Source organism: Vibrio sp. 1CM7H (assembly GCF_023161645.1).
Lineage (GTDB): Bacteria > Pseudomonadota > Gammaproteobacteria > Enterobacterales > Vibrionaceae > Vibrio > Vibrio diabolicus.
This window is the reverse complement of sequence record NZ_JALNTV010000006.1, coordinates 109572-128646: the sequence shown is the minus strand read 5'-3', so window position 1 is coordinate 128646 and position 19075 is coordinate 109572. Positions and strand designations below refer to the sequence as shown.

General features: G+C 45.7%; 15 protein-coding genes. 14 read left to right on the top strand and 1 reads right to left on the bottom strand.

The window, feature by feature from the left end; genetic code table 11:
• Nucleotides 1-58: 58 nt before the first annotated feature.
• The 11 genes from murE to lpxC all read left to right on the top strand — a co-directional run bounded on the left by murE (nt 59) and on the right by lpxC (nt 13603).
• The gene (gene murE / locus MSG33_RS18920; protein ID WP_248381736.1) at nt 59-1540 is read left to right on the top strand and encodes a UDP-N-acetylmuramoyl-L-alanyl-D-glutamate--2,6-diaminopimelate ligase; all 1482 of its coding nucleotides are present in this window, start codon (nt 59-61) and stop codon (nt 1538-1540) included.
• Entirely contained in the window at nt 1537-2901 is a 1365-nt protein-coding gene (gene murF, locus MSG33_RS18915; RefSeq protein ID WP_145533439.1) for a UDP-N-acetylmuramoyl-tripeptide--D-alanyl-D-alanine ligase, read from the top strand. The genes murE and murF overlap by 4 nt, the downstream gene beginning before the upstream one ends.
• The gene (gene mraY / locus MSG33_RS18910) at nt 2901-3983 is read left to right on the top strand and encodes a phospho-N-acetylmuramoyl-pentapeptide-transferase (protein ID WP_005372931.1); all 1083 of its coding nucleotides are present in this window, start codon (nt 2901-2903) and stop codon (nt 3981-3983) included. Before murF ends, mraY begins: the two co-directional genes overlap by 1 nt.
• A gap of 39 nt (nt 3984-4022) precedes the next feature.
• Complete coding sequence (gene murD / locus MSG33_RS18905; RefSeq protein WP_248381734.1) at nt 4023-5336, top strand: UDP-N-acetylmuramoyl-L-alanine--D-glutamate ligase; 1314 nt, start codon at nt 4023-4025, stop codon at nt 5334-5336.
• An 18-nt stretch (nt 5337-5354) separates the two neighbouring features.
• A complete protein-coding gene (ftsW, locus tag MSG33_RS18900) occupies nt 5355-6551 on the top strand; it encodes a cell division protein FtsW (RefSeq protein WP_005396444.1) in 1197 nt (398 codons plus the stop codon).
• Nucleotides 6538-7605: an undecaprenyldiphospho-muramoylpentapeptide beta-N-acetylglucosaminyltransferase gene (gene murG, locus MSG33_RS18895; protein ID WP_248381727.1), complete on the top strand. Its 1068-nt coding sequence runs from the start codon at nt 6538-6540 to the stop codon at nt 7603-7605. Before ftsW ends, murG begins: the two co-directional genes overlap by 14 nt.
• A gap of 22 nt (nt 7606-7627) precedes the next feature.
• Nucleotides 7628-9085: a UDP-N-acetylmuramate--L-alanine ligase gene (murC, locus tag MSG33_RS18890; protein WP_005396442.1), complete on the top strand. Its 1458-nt coding sequence runs from the start codon at nt 7628-7630 to the stop codon at nt 9083-9085.
• Between the two features lie 192 nt (nt 9086-9277).
• Nucleotides 9278-10060, top strand: a complete 783-nt coding sequence (locus MSG33_RS18885; RefSeq protein ID WP_012842151.1) for a cell division protein FtsQ/DivIB — start codon at nt 9278-9280, stop codon at nt 10058-10060.
• On the top strand, nt 10053-11315 hold the full coding sequence (gene ftsA / locus MSG33_RS18880; protein ID WP_012842150.1) for a cell division protein FtsA: 1263 nt from the start codon (nt 10053-10055) through the stop codon (nt 11313-11315). Before MSG33_RS18885 ends, ftsA begins: the two co-directional genes overlap by 8 nt.
• A 30-nt stretch (nt 11316-11345) precedes the next feature.
• Nucleotides 11346-12584, top strand: a complete 1239-nt coding sequence (gene ftsZ, locus MSG33_RS18875; RefSeq protein ID WP_012842149.1) for a cell division protein FtsZ — start codon at nt 11346-11348, stop codon at nt 12582-12584.
• A 101-nt stretch (nt 12585-12685) separates the two neighbouring features.
• Nucleotides 12686-13603: a UDP-3-O-acyl-N-acetylglucosamine deacetylase gene (gene lpxC / locus MSG33_RS18870; RefSeq protein WP_005381871.1), complete on the top strand. Its 918-nt coding sequence runs from the start codon at nt 12686-12688 to the stop codon at nt 13601-13603.
• A 113-nt stretch (nt 13604-13716) separates the two neighbouring features.
• Here lpxC and MSG33_RS18865 read toward each other — a convergent pair whose 3' ends face one another.
• Nucleotides 13717-14175, bottom strand: coding sequence for a DciA family protein (locus tag MSG33_RS18865; protein WP_012842148.1), 459 nt, complete (start codon nt 14173-14175; stop codon nt 13717-13719).
• 408 nt (nt 14176-14583) lie between these two features.
• On the opposite strand from MSG33_RS18865, the gene secA reads away from it, so the two are divergent.
• From secA to dapB, 3 genes are all read left to right on the top strand, one after another.
• A complete protein-coding gene (gene secA / locus MSG33_RS18860; RefSeq protein WP_248381725.1) occupies nt 14584-17313 on the top strand; it encodes a preprotein translocase subunit SecA in 2730 nt (909 codons plus the stop codon).
• A gap of 166 nt (nt 17314-17479) precedes the next feature.
• Nucleotides 17480-17878, top strand: a complete 399-nt coding sequence (mutT, locus tag MSG33_RS18855; RefSeq protein ID WP_005396433.1) for an 8-oxo-dGTP diphosphatase MutT — start codon at nt 17480-17482, stop codon at nt 17876-17878.
• Nucleotides 17879-17988: 110 nt separating this feature from the next.
• Nucleotides 17989-18798, top strand: a complete 810-nt coding sequence (dapB, locus tag MSG33_RS18850; protein WP_006742699.1) for a 4-hydroxy-tetrahydrodipicolinate reductase — start codon at nt 17989-17991, stop codon at nt 18796-18798.
• The last annotated feature ends 277 nt before the right edge of the window (nt 18799-19075 follow it).

Here is a 19075-nt window from a genome sequence, read left to right as displayed (position 1 = left end):
AGTGGCTTACTGAGCAAACAAAATTAAGAAAACCTGAGCCAAAGCTCGGAGAACAAATATGACTAAAGCCATCAGTATGGACGTGCTGCTTTCCCCTTGGGTGGATTGCCCTAGCTTATCGTCCGTTCTTGTTTCTGAATTGGAGCTCGACAGCCGAAGAGTTCAGCCTGGAACCACGTTTGTTGCGGTGATTGGCCATGTTGTGGATGGACGTAACTTCATTGCTTCTGCCATTGAGCAAGGCGCCAATGCGGTTCTAGCGCAAGCCTGTGATCTAAAAGCACATGGCACGGTGGAAATCATCGATGACGTTCCCGTTATTTACCTCGATACGTTGGATCAACGTTTATCTGCAATCGCTGGAAAGCTCTATGCTTACCCAGAAATGGATTTGGTTGGTGTCACCGGTACCAACGGCAAAACCACTATTACCCAGCTAATTGCACAATGGCTAGAGCTACTTGGCCACAAAGCGGCAGTGATGGGCACGACGGGAAATGGTTTTCTCGACAATTTACAGCAAGCCACGAATACAACAGGGAATGCTGTAGAAATTCAGAAAACGCTCTCTTCTCTCGCAAATCAACAAGCCGCATACACCGCGCTAGAAGTTTCTTCTCATGGCTTAACGCAAGGCCGTGTCAAGGCATTGTCGTTTGCGGCGGGTGTGTTTACTAATCTAAGTCGTGATCACCTAGATTATCATGGCACGATGGAAGAGTACGCCAATGCAAAGCTGGGGTTGTTTACACAACATCAATGTGAACGTGCCATTATCAATGTCGATGATGAAGTCGGTCATGCATGGGCGTCGCAGTTAAGCAATGCGATTGCGGTGTCACTCAAACCGAACACTGAATTTGAAAGCGCAATTTGGGCGACAGATGTCCGTTACGCGGAGTCGGGGATTACTATCCAATTTGATGGTAAATTTGGCTCAGGTCAATTGCACGCGCCACTGATTGGTGAGTTTAACGCAACCAACATAATGCTCGCTTTTGCGACCTTATTAAGCTTGGGTAAGGATAAACAAGCGTTACTCGAAACCGCAGGTCAGTTACAACCTGTACTCGGCCGAATGGAGTTATTCCAAACAGAGGACCATGCCAAAGTCGTGGTCGATTATGCCCATACTCCTGATGCTCTAGAAAAAGCGCTGCAAGCTTTACGAGTTCACTGTGAGGGGCAGCTTTGGGCTATTTTTGGTTGCGGAGGCGATCGCGATGCAGGTAAGCGCCCAATGATGGCGGAAATTGCAGAGCGTCTAGGCGACAGAGTGGTGTTGACTGACGATAACCCACGCAGTGAAGATCCGGTTCAGATTGTAAAAGACATGTTATCCGGGCTGTCAAAACCTGCCGAAGCGATTGTGCAGCATGATCGTTTCAAAGCACTGTCTTATGCGGTTGAGAATGCTTCGCCAAAAGACATCATCTTGTTAGCGGGTAAGGGCCACGAAGATTATCAAATTCGGAATGGCGAAACGATTCATTACTCCGACCGTGAGTCTGCTATGCAGCTTTTAGGATTGTTCTTATGATCAAAGTAACGTTATCTCAAATTGCCAACATCACTCGCGGTGAGCTATTCGGCGATGATCTACTTATCGACGCGGTTTCTACTGATACACGAGCGATTGACAACGGTGCTTTATTTGTTGCGCTGGTGGGTGAGCGCTTTGATGCGCATAACTTTTGCCAACAAGCGGTGGATGCAGGCGCAGGTGCTTTACTCGTACAAAAACATCTAGATGTGAATGTGCCACAAGTCGTGGTGTCGGACACCAAAATGGCACTGGGTGAGTTAGCCTCTTGGGTGCATCAAACTTGCCAAACACCTACCGTAGCCATCACAGGAAGTTGCGGTAAAACGACCGTCAAAGAAATGGTCGCGAGCATTCTGCAATTGAAAGGCAAAGTGCTGTTTACTGCAGGTAACTTCAATAATGATATTGGTGTTCCGTTGACGTTATTGCGCTCACAGCAGGATGACGACTATGCCGTGATTGAGCTTGGTGCTAATCATATCGGTGAAATTGCTTACACAACGCAGTTAGTAAAACCAGATATCGCGTTAGTGAATAATGTAGCCGCCGCGCACCTTGAAGGCTTTGGTTCTATTGATGGCGTGAAACAAGCCAAAGGTGAAATTTACCAAGGTCTTGCTGCAGGTAGTATTGCGATTGTCAATTTAGACAGCAATGGCGAAACAAAGTGGGAAAGCGTGCTGGCGGATAAGGAAGTTATCACCTTCTCACAAAGTAATTCTGCGGCTGATTACTATGCATCAAATATCGTGATGAATGCCGCGGGAGAGGCCAGCTTTAACCTACATATCGCAGCAAGCTCACAAGAAATTGAACTGTCTCTGGGTATTATAGGTCAACACAACGTGGCGAATGCAATCGCAGCTTCTATTATTGCGTTACAAATGGGCGCCACATTAGAAGAGGTTCGCGCTGGCCTTAAACATTTAAACAAAGTGAAAGGTCGCGTCGAGGTTGAAGCGCTGAGCGAAAAAATCAAATTGATTGATGACAGCTACAACGCAAGCGTGCCAGCCATGAAAGCGGCGGTTGACTTATTGGCTGCTTTCCCAGGTCAGCGCTGGCTGATTTTAGGTAATATGGCGGAATTGGGCGAGGAAAGTCTTGCACTTCATCGTCAAGTCGGGGAACATGCTGCCCCACAAAAATTTGAACATGTTCTCACATATGGTGCAGACGCTAAGGTGATCAGTGAGCTTTGCCAAGGCATTCATTTTGAGACGCACCAAGAGATGATTGAATACATCAAGCAGCATCTAGACCAAGCCGTTCCTGAAAACCATACGATTTTGGTGAAAGGAGCGAACGGTGCACGTATGTTTGAAGTCGCTGCTGCTTTGAAGGAGTATTATTAATGATTATTTGGCTTGCCGAGCTGCTACAGCCATACCTGTCTTTTTTCCGATTGTTTGAATACTTGTCTTTTCGAGCAATTCTAAGCGTATTAACCGCTCTGGGTCTGTCGTTATGGATGGGACCAATCATGATCAAGCGTTTGCAAATGCTGCAAATTGGTCAGGTAGTACGTAACGAAGGTCCTGAATCTCACTTTAGTAAGCGTGGTACTCCAACGATGGGCGGTATCATGATCTTAGCGGCCATCTCAATCACAATCTTGCTTTGGACTGACTTATCCAACCCATATGTATGGGCGGTATTGACGGTCTTGCTTGGCTACGGTGCAGTCGGATTTGTTGATGATTATCGTAAAGTGGTGCGCAAAAATACCGATGGTTTGATCGCGCGTTGGAAGTACTTTTGGCAATCGTTGATCGCGTTTGTCGTGGCTTTTGCATTGTACGCTTACGGTAAAGACACTGCAGCCACTCAGCTCGTGGTGCCATTCTTTAAAGACATCATGCCGCAACTTGGTTTGATGTACATTATCCTGACTTACTTTGTGATTGTCGGTACGAGTAACGCGGTTAACCTGACCGATGGTCTAGACGGTTTGGCAATCATGCCAACGGTTCTTGTTGCTGCAGGCTTCGCGGTTATTGCATGGGCGACGGGTAACGTTAACTTCTCTGAATACCTTCATATTCCATACCTACCACATGCTTCTGAGTTGGTTGTCGTATGTACAGCAATCGTGGGTGCGGGCCTTGGTTTCTTGTGGTTTAACACGTATCCAGCACAAGTGTTCATGGGTGATGTCGGCTCACTAGCGCTTGGCGGCGCATTAGGCACTATTGCTGTTCTCGTTCGTCAAGAGTTGGTGTTGGTGATCATGGGCGGTGTGTTTGTGATGGAAACGCTGTCGGTAATTCTACAGGTGGGTTCATACAAACTGCGTGGTCAGCGGATCTTCCGTATGGCACCGATTCACCACCACTACGAATTGAAAGGTTGGCCAGAACCTCGCGTAATCGTGCGCTTCTGGATTATTTCTATGGTTCTTGTTCTGATTGGTCTTGCGACATTGAAAGTGCGTTAATCGCACTTTCCAAGAACAAGATTTACAGTGTGATCAAATATGGAACGTTGGCAAAACATACATAGTGTTGTCGTCGTAGGGCTCGGTATTACCGGGCTCTCTGTCGTTAAACACCTAAGAAAAAATCAGCCACAGCTTGTGGTCAAAGTCATTGATACTCGCGTAAACCCTCCGGGAGCAGAGCGCTTGCCGGAAGGTGTTCAACTGCATAGTGGTGGTTGGAATACAGACTGGCTTTCTGACGCTGAGCTTATCGTGACCAACCCTGGTATTGCGCTAGCGACACCAGAGATCCAAGCCGTATTAGCAAAAGGCACGACAGTAGTTGGTGATATTGAGTTATTCGCCTGGGCGGTGCAGAAGCCTGTGATTGCGATTACGGGCTCAAACGGTAAGAGCACTGTCACCGATCTCACAGGCGTGATGGCCAAGGCCGCGGGTTTGGATGTTGGCGTTGGTGGCAATATCGGCGTTCCTGCCTTGGATTTACTAGAACATGACGCAGACCTATATGTGCTTGAACTCTCAAGCTTCCAGTTGGAAACAACGTCAAGCTTAAAGCTCAAAGCCGCTGCGTTTCTGAATCTTTCTGAAGATCATATGGACCGTTATCAAGGCATGTCTGACTATCGACAAGCCAAGTTGCGTATTTTTGATCATGCTGATCTCGCGGTAGTGAACCGTGATGATCAAGAAACCTTCCCAGATGCAGAGATGCCATTGGTGACATTTGGCAGCGACAATCAGGACTTTGGTCTCGAGGTGGATGGCAACCGTACTTGGCTGCTCGATCACGGTCAACGAGTCGTCGCAAGTGATGAGCTTAAGTTGGTTGGTAAACACAACTTATCCAATGCATTGGTCGTTTTAGCGCTCTTAAAGGCTGCGGGCGTTGATTATCACAACGCATTGAATGCACTTAAAAATTACACGGGACTGACACACCGATGCCAGGTGGTTGCGGATAATCAAGGCGTAAAATGGGTGAATGACTCTAAAGCAACTAATATAGCCAGCACTATGGCTGCGCTATCTGGTTTGGAATCGACAGGCAAGCTCTACTTGCTCGTTGGTGGTGTTGGCAAAGGTGCTGACTTCTCGCCATTAAAACCGATCTTCGCAACGCTTAACTTGCAGCTGTGTTGCTTTGGCGTTGATGGCGATGAATTTATGCCACTACATGAATCTGCAATACGTTTCGACACCATGGAAGATGTGATTCAACAAGTATCTTCGCAGTTAAAACCAGGTGATATGGTGATGCTGTCTCCTGCATGTGCTAGCTTTGATCAATTCGACAACTTTATGGCAAGAGGTGATGCTTTCGCTGCTCTTGCTCAGAAATATGCATAATTAAAGGTTACACACTTCGTGGGTTTAGGTAACGTTAAACGCAGTATTGGCAATTGGCTCAAGCATCCAGCCCCAGAGGCGATGTTTGATCGTCAGTTAGTGTGGATTGCACTGGGTTTGATGTTGACGGGGTTGGTGATGGTAACCTCTGCATCATTTCCAATCAGCTCTCGATTAACCGAACAGCCGTTCCACTTTATGTTTCGTCATGCGACGTTTCTCGTGCTGGCGTTAGGGACCTCCGCTGTTATTTTGCAAGTGCCTTTGCAAGAGTGGTTTAAGAAGAGCCATTACTTACTTTGGGCTTCTTTCGCACTGTTGATCATCGTGCTCTTGGCGGGTAAGTCGGTTAATGGTGCGTCTCGTTGGATCCCGCTGGGTCTGTTCAACTTGCAGCCTGCCGAAGTCGCGAAGCTATCGCTGTTTATCTTCATGTCTGGTTACTTAGTTCGAAAGCAAGACGAAGTACGACAAACCTTCTTTGGTGGCTTTATGAAGCCAATCATGGTGTTTGCTTTCTTCGCAGTATTACTGCTAGGTCAGCCAGACTTGGGTACGGTCGTCGTGATGCTAGTAACACTGTTTGGCATGCTGTTTATCGCAGGCGCAAAACTGACGCAGTTTCTCGCGTTGATGGTGGCAGGTATCGGCGCTGTGGTAGGTTTGATTTTAGTCGAGCCATACCGTATGCGACGAGTAACCTCCTTCCTTGACCCGTGGGAAGACCCATTTGGCAGTGGCTATCAGTTGACTCAGTCTTTGATGGCGTTTGGTCGTGGTGAATGGTTCGGTCAAGGTCTCGGTAATTCAATTCAAAAACTGGAATATCTACCGGAAGCGCATACCGACTTTGTGTTTGCCGTACTTGCTGAAGAGCTCGGTTTTGTTGGCGTTGTGTTGGTCTTAATGTTGATTTTTAGCTTAGTGTTAAAAGCGGTTTACATAGGCAAGCGTGCGTTTGAAGAAGGCGAAATGTTCGGCGGTTATCTGGCTTTCGGTATCGGTATTTGGTTTGCGTTCCAGACCTTGGTGAACGTTGGTGCTGCAGCTGGTATCGTACCAACCAAAGGTTTAACACTTCCGCTAATCAGTTATGGTGGTTCCAGTCTGATTATTATGTCCGTCGCAGTGTCCATATTGCTGCGTATCGATTACGAATGCCGCTTGAAACGCGAGCAACAACAATCAGAACAACAAACTAATGAAACAAAATAAACGTTTGATGGTGATGGCTGGTGGTACTGGCGGTCACGTATTCCCAGGGTTAGCTGTAGCAAAACAGCTGCAAGAGCAAGGCTGGGAGATCCGTTGGTTAGGCACGGCGGATCGAATGGAAGCGGATTTGGTGCCAAAACATGGCATTGAAATCGATTTTATCAAAGTGAAAGGGTTACGAGGTCAAGGCGTAAAGCGTCTGCTTGCAGCTCCATTTCAAATTATTAATGCCATCATGCAAGCTCGCGCGCACATGAAGCATTGGAAGCCCGATGCCGTGTTAGGTATGGGGGGTTATGTGAGTGGTCCCGGTGGTATTGCGGCTTGGTTGAGCGGTATTCCTGTTGTTCTGCACGAACAAAACGCGGTTGCGGGTTTGACAAACCAATGGCTATCAAAAATTGCTAAGAAAGTCTTTCAGGCCTTTCCTGGCGCGTTCCCTGCTGCTGAGGTAGTCGGTAACCCTGTGCGTGAAGACCTAACAAGATTAGAAGCACCTGCAGAGCGAATGCAAGATCGCCAAGGCCCAATTCGTATTCTGGTGATGGGCGGTAGCCAAGGTGCACGCATTCTTAACCAAACTCTGCCAGAAGTGATGGCAAAGTTGGGCGGTGATTACCGTATTCGTCATCAAGCGGGCAAAGGTTCCGCCGAAGAAGTGAACGCCGCATACCAAGCTAATGGTGTGGTAAATGCAGAAGTCACAGAGTTCATTGACGACGTAGCAGAGGCTTATGCATGGGCTGACCTTTTAGTTTGTCGTTCAGGGGCGTTAACCGTTTCTGAAGTATCAGCGGCAGGCGTAGGGGCTATCTTTGTTCCTTTTATGCATAAAGATCGCCAACAAGCACTGAATGCCGATCATCTAGTAGAATGCGGCGCAGCGAAAATGATTGAACAACCAGATTTAACCGTTGAGTCTTTGACTCAGCAGATCCAACGATTGGATCGCCAAGCTTTACTTACGATGGCTGAGCAAGCGCGTGGCGCTGCTAAGTTGAATGCCGACCGAGTTGTCGCACAAGCCATTGTCGCTTTGACCGAAAAGCGTTAACGAATTATTGAGAATAGAATTGATGACAATCCAACATACACAAGACTTAGCTCAGATTCGCGCCATGGTGCCAGAGATGCGCCGCGTGAAATCCATCCACTTCATCGGTATTGGTGGTGCGGGCATGAGCGGCATTGCAGAAGTGCTGTTGAACGAAGGCTACCAAATCACAGGTTCTGACCTATCAGAGAACCCAGTGACAGAGCGTTTGGTATCAAAAGGTGCAACCGTATTTATCGGCCATCAAGCGAGCAATGTAGAAAAAGCCAGTGTGGTTGTTGTGTCAACGGCGATCAACGAAGAAAACCCAGAAGTGATGGCGGCACGTGAGTTACGTATCCCAATCGTACGCCGCGCAGAGATGTTGGCTGAATTGATGCGATTCCGTCACGGTATTGCTGTCGCAGGTACACACGGCAAAACCACGACGACCGCTCTTGTCACTCAAATTTATTCTGAAGCCGGCCTTGATCCAACGTTTGTAAACGGCGGCTTGGTGAAAAGCGCAGGTACAAATGCTCGTTTAGGCTCGAGTCGTATTCTAATTGCTGAGGCGGATGAGAGCGACGCGTCATTCCTGCACCTGCAACCAATGGTAAGTATCGTCACTAATATTGAAGCCGATCATATGGATACTTATGGTGGTGACTTTGAAACGTTAAAGCAAACCTTCATTGATTTTCTACACAATCTACCGTTCTACGGCCAAGCTATTGTTTGTATTGATGATCCTGTGGTTCGAGAGTTAATCCCACGTATTAGTCGTCAAGTGATTACTTACGGTTTCTCCGCAGATGCTGACGTACGCATTGAAAACTATCGTCAAGAAGGTCAGCAAGGCAAATTTACGGTAGTACGTAAAGGGCGTGCCAACCTAGATATCACTCTGAACATTCCAGGTCGTCACAATGCACTTAATGCGTCGGCTGCGATTGCAGTGGCTACTGAAGATGACATTGAAGACGATGCAATTCTAAAAGCAATGGCCGGTACGCAAGGCACGGGACGACGTTTTGATCATCTTGGCGAGTTTGATACCGGTAATGGTCATGCCATGTTAGTGGATGATTACGGACACCACCCAACAGAAGTTGATGTGACCATTAATGCTGCGAGAAGCGGTTGGCAAGATAAACGTCTCGTTATGATTTTCCAACCACACCGTTATAGCCGTACTCGTGATCTGTACGATGACTTTGCGAATGTGCTAGAGCAAGTTGATGTATTAATCATGTTGGATGTTTATGCCGCAGGTGAAAAGCCAATTGCAGGAGCTGATGGACGTTCATTGTGTCGCACAATTCGCAGTCGAGGTAAGGTAGATCCGATTTTTGTTCCAGAAATCGAGCAATTACCTTCAGTTTTAGCTAACGTTATACAAGACGGCGACCTAATCTTAACGCAAGGTGCGGGTGATGTTGGTAAAGTGGCGAAACAACTGGCAGGTCTTGAATTAAATATAAACAAGATGCTTGGTTAACACAGATTGTTGGTGCGAAGGACAGATAAAGACTCAGATCTCGATTTTGCGTCAATATCATTGTGATTTATTGCTATCAGTGTTTGATAGTTTACAAGAGCTCAGTATAATCCCAAGGTTAAAGTCAAGACTTTTACCTCTGCGTAATTATGTGGGTAAAAAGTACACGACAAAAGTCAGGAAACGAAGACGTTGTTGAATATTGCACTGAATGACGAGCGACCAAACACGGATAATAACCGTGGTCGCCAAGAGAAAATCTTGGGTGCGTTATTTTTCGTTGTGGTTGTGACCTTAATTAGTTCTGTTTTGTACTCGGCGATCAGTTGGATGTGGGATGACCAAAGGTTACCTCTCTCCAAAATAGTACTTCAGGGAAAACTGGAGTATGTCCAAGCTGACGATGTGCAGGCTGCATTTAGTCGAATAGATCACATCGGTACATTTATGTCTCAGGATATTGATGTATTACAGCAAAGTGTCGAAGCTCTGCCATGGGTGGCGCATGCCGCAATCCGAAAGCAGTGGCCGGATACAGTAAAAGTTTTTTTGACAGAGCATCAACCTGAAGCCATTTGGAATGGCAACGAACTGTTAGATAAAAACGGGTTTGTTTTTGATGGCGATGTGGCTCTGTTACAAGAAGAAAAAGTGAAACTGTACGGACCCAAAGACAGCGGACCAGAAGTCTTACAGACTTACCGTGATTTGAGTCCTAAGTTTCAGCAATTGGGTTTAGCGATATCGTCTCTGGTATTAAACGAGCGACGAGCTTGGCAAATCATCCTTGATAACGGTATTCGATTAGAGCTCGGTAAAGAGTCTCTTCTTGAGCGTATAGAGCGATTTTTTAAGCTCTATAACAAGCTTGGCAGTGACACGCAAAGAATCAGTTATATCGATCTTAGGTACGATACAGGAGCCGCAGTTGGTTGGTTTCCTGAACAAGAGTTAGAAGAGAGTACAGATGACTAAGGCCGCTGATGACAACATTATTGTTGGTCTTGATATAGGCACTGCAACCGTATCGGCTCTAGTGGGTGAGGTTCTACCAGACGGTCAAATTAATATTATTGGCGCAGGTAGTAGCCCTTCACGTGGCATGGATAAAGGTGGCGTGAATGACTTGGAGTCGGTTGTAAAATCAGTACAACGTGCAATTGATCAAGCTGAATTGATGGCCGAGTGCCAGATCAGCCGAGTCTTCATTTCGTTGTCTGGTAAGCATATCGCAAGCCGAATTGAAAAAGGTATGGGCACGATTTCAGATGAAGAAGTGTCTCAAGAAGACATGGATCGCGCTATCCATACCGCAAAATCGATTAAAATCGGTGATGAACAGCGAATCCTTCATGTGATTCCGCAAGAGTTCACCATTGATTACCAAGAGGGAATCAAAAATCCGCTTGGTTTATCTGGGGTAAGAATGGAAGTAAGTGTCCACCTTATCTCATGCCATAATGACATGGCACGCAATATTATTAAGGCGGTAGAACGATGCGGCCTTAAAGTAGAGCAACTCGTATTTTCTGGGCTTGCTGCAAGTAATGCAGTAATCACCGAGGATGAAAGAGAGCTTGGAGTTTGTGTGGTGGATATTGGCGCCGGCACGATGGATGTGGCCATCTGGACTGGCGGTGCGTTACGTCACACAGAAGTATTTTCGTACGCAGGAAATGCTGTAACCAGCGATATTGCTTTTGCTTTTGGTACGCCAGTGAGCGATGCTGAAGAAATAAAAGTCAAATATGGCTGTGCTTTGAGTGAACTGGTCAGTAAGGATGACACGGTTAATGTACCAAGCGTAGGTGGGCGACCATCACGTAGTCTGCAACGTCAAACGTTGTCAGAAGTGATTGAGCCACGCTACTCTGAGCTTATGGGACTGGTTAACCAAACTATTGACTCTGTACAAGCGAAATTGCGCGAAGAGGGTATAAAGCACCATCTAGCTGCGGGAGTTGTACTCACCGGCGGTGCTGCGCAAATGGACGGAGTGATAGAATGTGCGGAACGCGTATTCCGCAATCAAGTAAGGGTCGGCAAACCGCTCGAAGTCAGCGGATTAACTGACTATGTAAAAGAGCCGTACCATTCTACGGCAGTTGGATTACTTCATTACGCAAGAGACATGCAGTCTAGCGACGATAGCGATTATAATGAACCTAAACGCTCATCTGTTACTGGCTTTTTCGATAAATTGCGTAACTGGATACAAAAAGAGTTTTAACCTGAGTTGCAGGATAAACGGAGACAACACATGTTTGAACCGATGATGGAAATGTCTGACGATGCAGTAATCAAGGTCGTTGGGGTTGGTGGCGGCGGTGGTAACGCCGTTGAACACATGGTGCGTGAATCCATCGAAGGTGTGGAATTCATCAGCGTCAACACTGATGCGCAAGCACTTCGTAAGACAAGCGTTGGCAATGTTATTCAGATCGGTGGCGATATCACCAAAGGTCTGGGTGCAGGTGCTAATCCACAGGTTGGCCGTGACGCAGCTCTCGAAGACAGAGATAGAATTAAAGATTCCCTAACTGGCGCCGATATGGTGTTTATCGCAGCTGGTATGGGTGGCGGTACAGGTACTGGTGCAGCACCTGTTATTGCTGAAGTAGCTAAAGAGCTTGGCATTCTAACTGTCGCGGTAGTGACAAAACCGTTCAGCTTTGAAGGCAAAAAGCGTTTGGCGTTCGCTGAGCAAGGTATCGATGAGCTGTCTAAGCACGTTGACTCTTTGATTACGATTCCAAACGAAAAGCTGCTTAAAGTACTTGGCCGTGGTGTCACGCTACTAGAAGCTTTTGCAAGTGCGAACGACGTTCTTAAGAACGCAGTTCAAGGCATTGCAGAGCTAATTACTCGCCCTGGCATGATCAACGTCGACTTTGCGGACGTAAGAACAGTAATGTCTGAAATGGGTCACGCGATGATGGGCAGCGGTATTGCTAAAGGCGAAGATCGTGCTGAAGAAGCGGCTGAAATGGCAATTTCTAGCCCACTTCTGGAAGACATCGATCTAGCGGGCGCTCGTGGTGTTCTTGTCAATATTACTGCAGGTCTGGATATGCGTCTTGACGAGTTTGAGACGGTTGGTAATACAGTGAAAGCATTTGCTTCTGACAATGCAACTGTTGTTATCGGTACTTCTCTAGACCCAGATATGACGGACGAAATCCGCGTAACAGTTGTAGCGACAGGTATTGGCAATGAGAAAAAACCAGATATCACGCTAGTTGCGGGTGGTAAAGCGAAAGTGGCTCCGACGCCGCAGGCTCAACCACAACAGCAAGCGGCGGCAACGCAAGCTGAAGAGAAACCGGCACAAACCTTGCAAAATAATCAAGTGCAAGAGAAGCCACAGGTAACTCCTCAGCCTACAAATACAGTTTCTTCTTCTCCAGCATCGTCGAGCCAAAGCTCTGCGGCTCCGAAGCAAGAGAAGGAAAGTGGTTATTTAGATATCCCGGCATTTTTGCGTCGTCAGGCTGATTAATCTTTAATCCATAAATTTGACATGGCTCAAAATTATGGTAGCATTCACGGTCGACGTTACAGACGGCCGTGTTTTGTAGCAAATTTTTGAGAGGCAAGCAGATGATCAGACAACGTACTCTGAAAGAAATAGTGAAAACAACTGGTGTGGGCCTCCACTCTGGTCGTAAAGTCACGCTTACTCTGCGCCCGGCTGCTGCAAATACAGGTATCATTTACCGTCGTACAGATGTAAACCCACCTGTAGATTTTCCAGCTGATCCAGCTTCTGTTCGTGACACCATGCTATGTACTGCTTTGGTAAACGACGAAGGTGTGCGTATTTCAACTGTAGAGCACTTGAATGCAGCACTTGCTGGTATGGGCATCGACAACATTGTTGTCGAAGTAGACGCACCTGAAATTCCAATTATGGATGGTAGTGCTAGCCCATTTGTATACTTGCTACAACAAGCAGGTATCGAAACGCAAAATGCGCCAAAACGTTTCATCCGTATTAAAAAGCCAGTTCGTTTTGAAGATGGCGATAAATGGGCAGAGTTTGTACCATTTAACGGCTTCCGCATGGACTTCGAAATTGAATTTAATCACCCTGCTATTGAGTCAGACGAACAGCGCTTGCTGTTTGATTTCTCTTCAAAAGGCTTCGTTCGTGAAATTTCTCGTGCACGTACGTTTGGCTTTATGCGTGATATCGAATATCTACAATCTCAAAACCTAGTATTGGGTGGTAGTTTCGACAATGCTATCGTATTGGATGATTACCGTATTCTTAACGAAGAAGGTCTACGCTTTGAAAATGAGTTTGTGACTCACAAAGTGTTGGATGCGATTGGTGATCTTTACATGTGTGGTCACCCAATCATAGGTGAATTTCGCGCCTTTAAATCGGGTCACGGTTTGAACAACCAACTTCTGCGAGCAGTTCTTGCTGATCAGGAAGCGTGGGAGTGGACTACATTCGAAGAAGAAGTCGGCTCACCAGTAGCATTCGCTGAACCAAATATGGTGCTTGCGTAAATACTCGGCATTAAAATTAATAAAAAACCAGGCTTATGCCTGGTTTTTTGCTATTTGGCTTTAATCTTGGGCTTATTAATAGCATTCGAGCTTTCAGCATATTGAAATAACGATCACTTACGGTCTTTCTTTTCTGCCATATCGGCCAATCGCTTTAAACGCTCTTGAATTTTAGGCGGTGCCATGTCGGCAATCGTCATCAATGACTTTGCTGCAGATTCTGTTAATGGTGGACGTTTAGGTCTGTCGTCTTGTTCGAAACGATTTCTGTATAATGATGGATTGATCCTCACTTCAACGCTCATCAGTTTGGCAAAGCCTTGAGTACGAAGTTTATTTAGGATCATGAGGCGATCGTAATCGATCTTCATTTTGATCGCGGCACTAGAAACATCGATCAATAGGTGGCCGTTACGAACATTCGCCACCCGGCAATGATCGGCCGTCCCAGTGGGTAAGATCTCTTGCAAAGCTTGGTTAAGCTGTAAGATTTCTCCAGCATGTTCTTGAATCTGCTTGAACTGTGATTCAGCAATAACATCTTCAGTCGAGGTTGGACGGTGATCACGCATAGGTAAAATCTAATTTTGTTGAGATATCAGCTATTCTAGAGCAGCTTTCTATCAAGGTATAGTTTACATTAACGTCTTTCGCTTCAGTTTTACAATGTAGCAAGGTAAAAAGCAAAGTCTGCTCTGAATAGATTACACATATTGTGGTATGCAATATCGTCTAATCAGTCACCACTTTAAGTAAAAACTTCAGAGTGCTTCAAACAAATACGTCTATTTATGGTTGTATCGATGAAAAATCCTTACACTAAGCCACATTGTTTCGAAACTTAGCCTTGAAATATGGATGTTTGAACTCAATATCTTTGATAAATGATTTATCTCAGTATTCTTAGTTCCAAACTGGCAGAGACTGAAGGCATTATGAGTAGATCGGGAACGGTCTGATTAAAGAGAGATTCACGAAAAATGATAACTAAGCTACTGACAAAAGTGATTGGCAGTCGCAACGACCGAACACTGCGCCGCCTTAGAAAAATTGTAAAAGAAATTAATAACTACGAGCCAACATTCGAAGCTCTAAGTGATGAAGAGTTAAAAGCAAAGACGGTTGAGTTCCGTGAGCGCCTAGAGAAAGGTGAAACTCTTGATAAACTACTTCCTGAAGCTTTTGCTACGGTTCGTGAAGCATCTAAGCGTGTCTACGGCATGCGTCACTTCGACGTTCAGCTTATCGGTGGTATGGTTCTAAATGCGGGTCAAATTGCGGAGATGCGTACAGGTGAAGGTAAAACGCTGACTGCAACGCTTCCTGCTTACTTAAATGCTCTTGCTGGTAAAGGCGTTCACATCGTAACAGTGAACGATTATCTTGCTAAACGTGATGCTGAGACGAACCGCCCTCTATTTGAATTTTTAGGTATGACCGTTGGCGTAAACGTGCCAAACATGCCTCCTCAAGAGAAAAAAGAAGCGTACCAGGCTGATATTCTATACGGAACCAACAATGAATTTGGTTTTGACTACCTTCGTGACAATATGGCTTTCCGTAGCGAAGATCGTGTACAGCGTGAGCGCTTCTTTGCAGTTGTCGATGAGGTGGACTCAATCCTAATTGATGAAGCTCGTACTCCTTTGATCATTTCTGGTCCTGCTGAAGATAGCTCTGAGCTATACACTCGAATCAACCTTTTGATCCCGCATCTGAAAAAGCAAGATAAAGAAGACTCTGAAGAATACCGTGGTGATGGTCACTACACTGTTGATGAAAAATCAAAGCAAGTATACCTAACAGAAACGGGTCAAGAATACGTTGAAGAGCTGTTGGTGAAAAACGGTCTGATGGAGGAAGGTGATACACTTTACTCTCCGGCTAACATCAGCATGTTGCATCACGTGAATGCTGCTTTGCGTGCTCATGTGTTATTCGAGCGTAACGTTGATTACATCGTTACTGATGAAGGCGAAGTGGTCATCGTTGATGAACACACTGGTCGTACAATGCCAGGTCGTCGTTGGTCTGAAGGTCTTCACCAAGCAGTAGAAGCGAAAGAAGGCGTTAAGATCCAAAACGAAAACCAAACTTTGGCTTCTATTACCTTCCAGAACTACTTCCGTTTATACGAAAAACTGTCAGGTATGACAGGTACAGCGGATACTGAAGCGTTCGAATTCCAGTCTATCTATGGTTTGGAAACGGTGGTTATCCCAACCAACAAGCCGATGATTCGTAACGATATGCCAGATGTGGTTTACCGTACTGAAGCAGAGAAGTTTGCGGCAATCATTGAAGATATTAAAGAGCGTGTTGCCAAAGGGCAGCCAACGCTTGTTGGTACTGTGTCGATTGAAAAGTCAGAACTTCTTTCTAACGCATTGAAGAAGGCTAAGATCAAACACAACGTATTGAACGCGAAATTCCATGAGAAAGAAGCGGAAATTGTTGCTGAAGCGGGTATGCCTGGTGCGGTAACTATCGCGACCAACATGGCCGGTCGTGGTACGGACATTGTGCTTGGCGGTAGCTGGCAATCAAAAGTTGAAGCTTTAGAGAACCCAACTCAAGAGCAAATCGATGCGATTAAAGCAGAGTGGAAAGTGGTGCATGACCAAGTGCTAGAAGCTGGTGGTCTACATATCATCGGTACTGAGCGCCACGAATCTCGCCGTATTGATAACCAGCTACGTGGTCGTTCTGGTCGTCAAGGTGATGCGGGTTCATCGCGCTTCTACCTATCTATGGAAGACTCTTTGCTACGTATTTTCACTTCTGATCGTATGGCGAGCCTTATTCAAAGTGGTATGGAAGAAGGTGAAGCTATTGAATCGAAAATGCTTTCTCGCTCAATTGAAAAAGCACAGCGCAAAGTGGAAGGTCGGAACTTTGATATCCGTAAGCAGCTGCTTGAATACGATGATGTAGCGAACGATCAACGTAAGGTTGTCTACGAACTGCGTGACGAGTTAATGAACGTTGAAGACATCAGCGGCATGATCGAGCAAAACCGTGAAGATGTGCTAACAGCGGTTATTGATGAGTACATTCCACCACAGTCACTAGAAGATATGTGGGATGTTGAAGGTCTACAAGAGCGCTTGAAAGCGGACTTCGATCTTGATGCGCCAGTGAAGCAATGGCTTGAAGAAGACGACAAGCTTTACGAAGAAGCATTACGTGAAAAGATCATCAACCTAGCCGTTGAAGTGTACAAAGAGAAAGAGGAAGTAGTGGGCGCACAAGTGCTTCGCAACTTCGAAAAATCGGTCATGCTTCAGACTCTGGATACGCTTTGGAAAGAGCATTTGGCTGCGATGGATCACTTGCGTCAAGGTATCCATTTACGCGGTTACGCACAGAAGAACCCAAAACAAGAATACAAACGTGAGTCGTTTGAACTGTTTGAGGGTCTACTAGAAGCGCTGAAAACAGACGTTATTACTGTTCTATCTCGTGTTCGCGTTCAGCAACAAGAAGAAGTTGAACGTATGGAAGAACAGCGTCGTGCGCAAGCTGAAGAAGCCGCTCGTCGTGCGCAAGCGCAACACGCTGCAGCACAAAATCCGCTTTCTGAAGGCGAAGAATCTGAAGAAGGTTCAAATCAACCAATGGTACGTGATGAACGTAAAGTAGGTCGTAATGAACCTTGCCCTTGTGGCAGTGGCAAGAAGTACAAACAGTGCCACGGCAAAATCGACTAATCTGTTAGTCGGATTATTTATCAAAGAGTCGCTTAGGCGACTCTTTTTTTAAATAAATTCTTTGGCTATCAAATTCCATAAGTTTGATAGGTCAGAAAGTTTTTGAGATGTAGAAGCTCGTTGTCACAATAGCAAAGTACAACGGTCTTGAGAGTTAGGAATCCCCATGAAAAGAATTCACATAGTCGCGGCAATTATTTTTAACCAAGACAAATCAAAGATCTTTATTACAAAGCGTCCTGATGATAAGCACAAAGGCGGGTTTTGGGAGTTTCCGGGTGGCAAAGTCGAGCCGGGAGAAAGTATTGAGCTTGCTATTACAAGAGAACTCGAAGAAGAAGTGGGAATTGAAGTTATTGAGCAAGCCCCTTTTGAACACTTGGAATACGACTATCCAGACAAATCACTCAAGTTTGATTTTATTACAGTATCTCAATTCAGTAATGAGCCTTACGGTCGAGAAGGTCAAGAAGGATGCTGGGTTGAGATCAGCGAATTGGGCGACTACACCTTTCCTGAAGCGAACGTACCTATCTTGGAGCGTGTTGTAAAAGAGTTTGCTTAAGCTCGATGAACTTGCTTGTGGTAACCACGGTATGTTGTTAGTTTAAACAGATTAAGCGAAACGAGAGAACGAGAGCAAACCTCGTTATCCAGAGAAGGAGAGAAAGCGCAATGGTTCGTATTGCAATCGCAGGAGCAGCTGGCCGAATGGGCCGCAATTTGGTTAAAGCTTCACACCTTAATCCTGAAGCGACAGTGAGCGCGGGATCAGAACGACCTGAGTCTTCACTCGTCGGCGTCGATATCGGTGAACTTTGTGGTGAAGGTAAATTCGATGTGCTCTTAACAGATGATCTTGCTAAAGACGTCGATAATTTTGATGTAATCATCGATTTCACCGCTCCAGTAAGCACATTAGCGAATCTCGAGTTGTGTAAGAAATACGGTAAGAGCATTGTGATTGGGACGACTGGCTTCAGCGATGCAGAGCGTGATCTTATCGATGAAGCAGCCAAGCAAGTGCCTGTTGTGATGGCGCCAAATTATTCTGTAGGCGTAAACCTTGTCTTTAAGCTTCTTGAGAAAGCGGCCAAAGTGATGGGGGATTACTGTGATATCGAGATTGTTGAAGCACACCATCGCCATAAAGTTGATGCCCCCTCTGGTACCGCTATCGGAATGGGAGAAGCTATTGCTGGTGCGATGGGTAATAAGCTGAATGATGTAGCTGTCTATGCCCGAGAAGGCATTACTGGTGAAAGAACAAAAGATGAGATCGGCTTTGCTACGATTCGCGCTGGCGATATCGTCGGTGAGCATACAGCTATGTTTGCTGATATCGGGGAACGAGTGGAAATAACGCACAAAGCGACTGATCGCATGACGTTTGCTAATGGGGCCGTAAAGGCTGCCGTTTGGTTGAGTGCTAAACCTGCGGGCTTTTATACCATGACAGATGTTTTGGGATTGAATGAACTCTAAATACATAATTATTCGCCGGCGCTAGCCGGCTTTTTTATATCTATAGAATTATTTGTAAATAAAATGATTCTGATAGAGAAGATTTTAGCACTTACTTTTGTTATGTTTTTGTCTGTTTTGGCTTTGTTTTTGTGTGTAACCGTTAAAAGTGTTCCTGTTTTTGTCTTGGTGAACGTTTGCGTTAAAAACTCATAATTTTTTGTGATCCCTAAAAAGTTCAAATTTGTAAAATTCATTAAACCTCTATCCCTCCCTATGTAATAGCATTCAAAAGTTG

Bases quoted from the DNA above. Each gene is read 5' to 3' on its own strand.
- murE (WP_248381736.1), top strand. From the start codon at position 59: ATGACTAAAGCCATCAGTATGGACGTGCTGCTTTCCCCTTGGGTGGAT.
- murF (WP_145533439.1), top strand. From the start codon at position 1,537: ATGATCAAAGTAACGTTATCTCAAATTGCCAACATCACTCGCGGTGAG.
- mraY (WP_005372931.1), top strand. From the start codon at position 2,901: ATGATTATTTGGCTTGCCGAGCTGCTACAGCCATACCTGTCTTTTTTC.
- murD (WP_248381734.1), top strand. From the start codon at position 4,023: ATGGAACGTTGGCAAAACATACATAGTGTTGTCGTCGTAGGGCTCGGT.
- murG (WP_248381727.1), top strand. From the start codon at position 6,538: ATGAAACAAAATAAACGTTTGATGGTGATGGCTGGTGGTACTGGCGGT.
- murC (WP_005396442.1), top strand. From the start codon at position 7,628: ATGACAATCCAACATACACAAGACTTAGCTCAGATTCGCGCCATGGTG.
- ftsA (WP_012842150.1), top strand. From the start codon at position 10,053: ATGACTAAGGCCGCTGATGACAACATTATTGTTGGTCTTGATATAGGC.
- ftsZ (WP_012842149.1), top strand. From the start codon at position 11,346: ATGTTTGAACCGATGATGGAAATGTCTGACGATGCAGTAATCAAGGTC.
- lpxC (WP_005381871.1), top strand. From the start codon at position 12,686: ATGATCAGACAACGTACTCTGAAAGAAATAGTGAAAACAACTGGTGTG.
- MSG33_RS18865 (WP_012842148.1), bottom strand. From the start codon at position 14,175: ATGCGTGATCACCGTCCAACCTCGACTGAAGATGTTATTGCTGAATCA.
- secA (WP_248381725.1), top strand. From the start codon at position 14,584: ATGATAACTAAGCTACTGACAAAAGTGATTGGCAGTCGCAACGACCGA.
- mutT (WP_005396433.1), top strand. From the start codon at position 17,480: ATGAAAAGAATTCACATAGTCGCGGCAATTATTTTTAACCAAGACAAA.
- dapB (WP_006742699.1), top strand. From the start codon at position 17,989: ATGGTTCGTATTGCAATCGCAGGAGCAGCTGGCCGAATGGGCCGCAAT.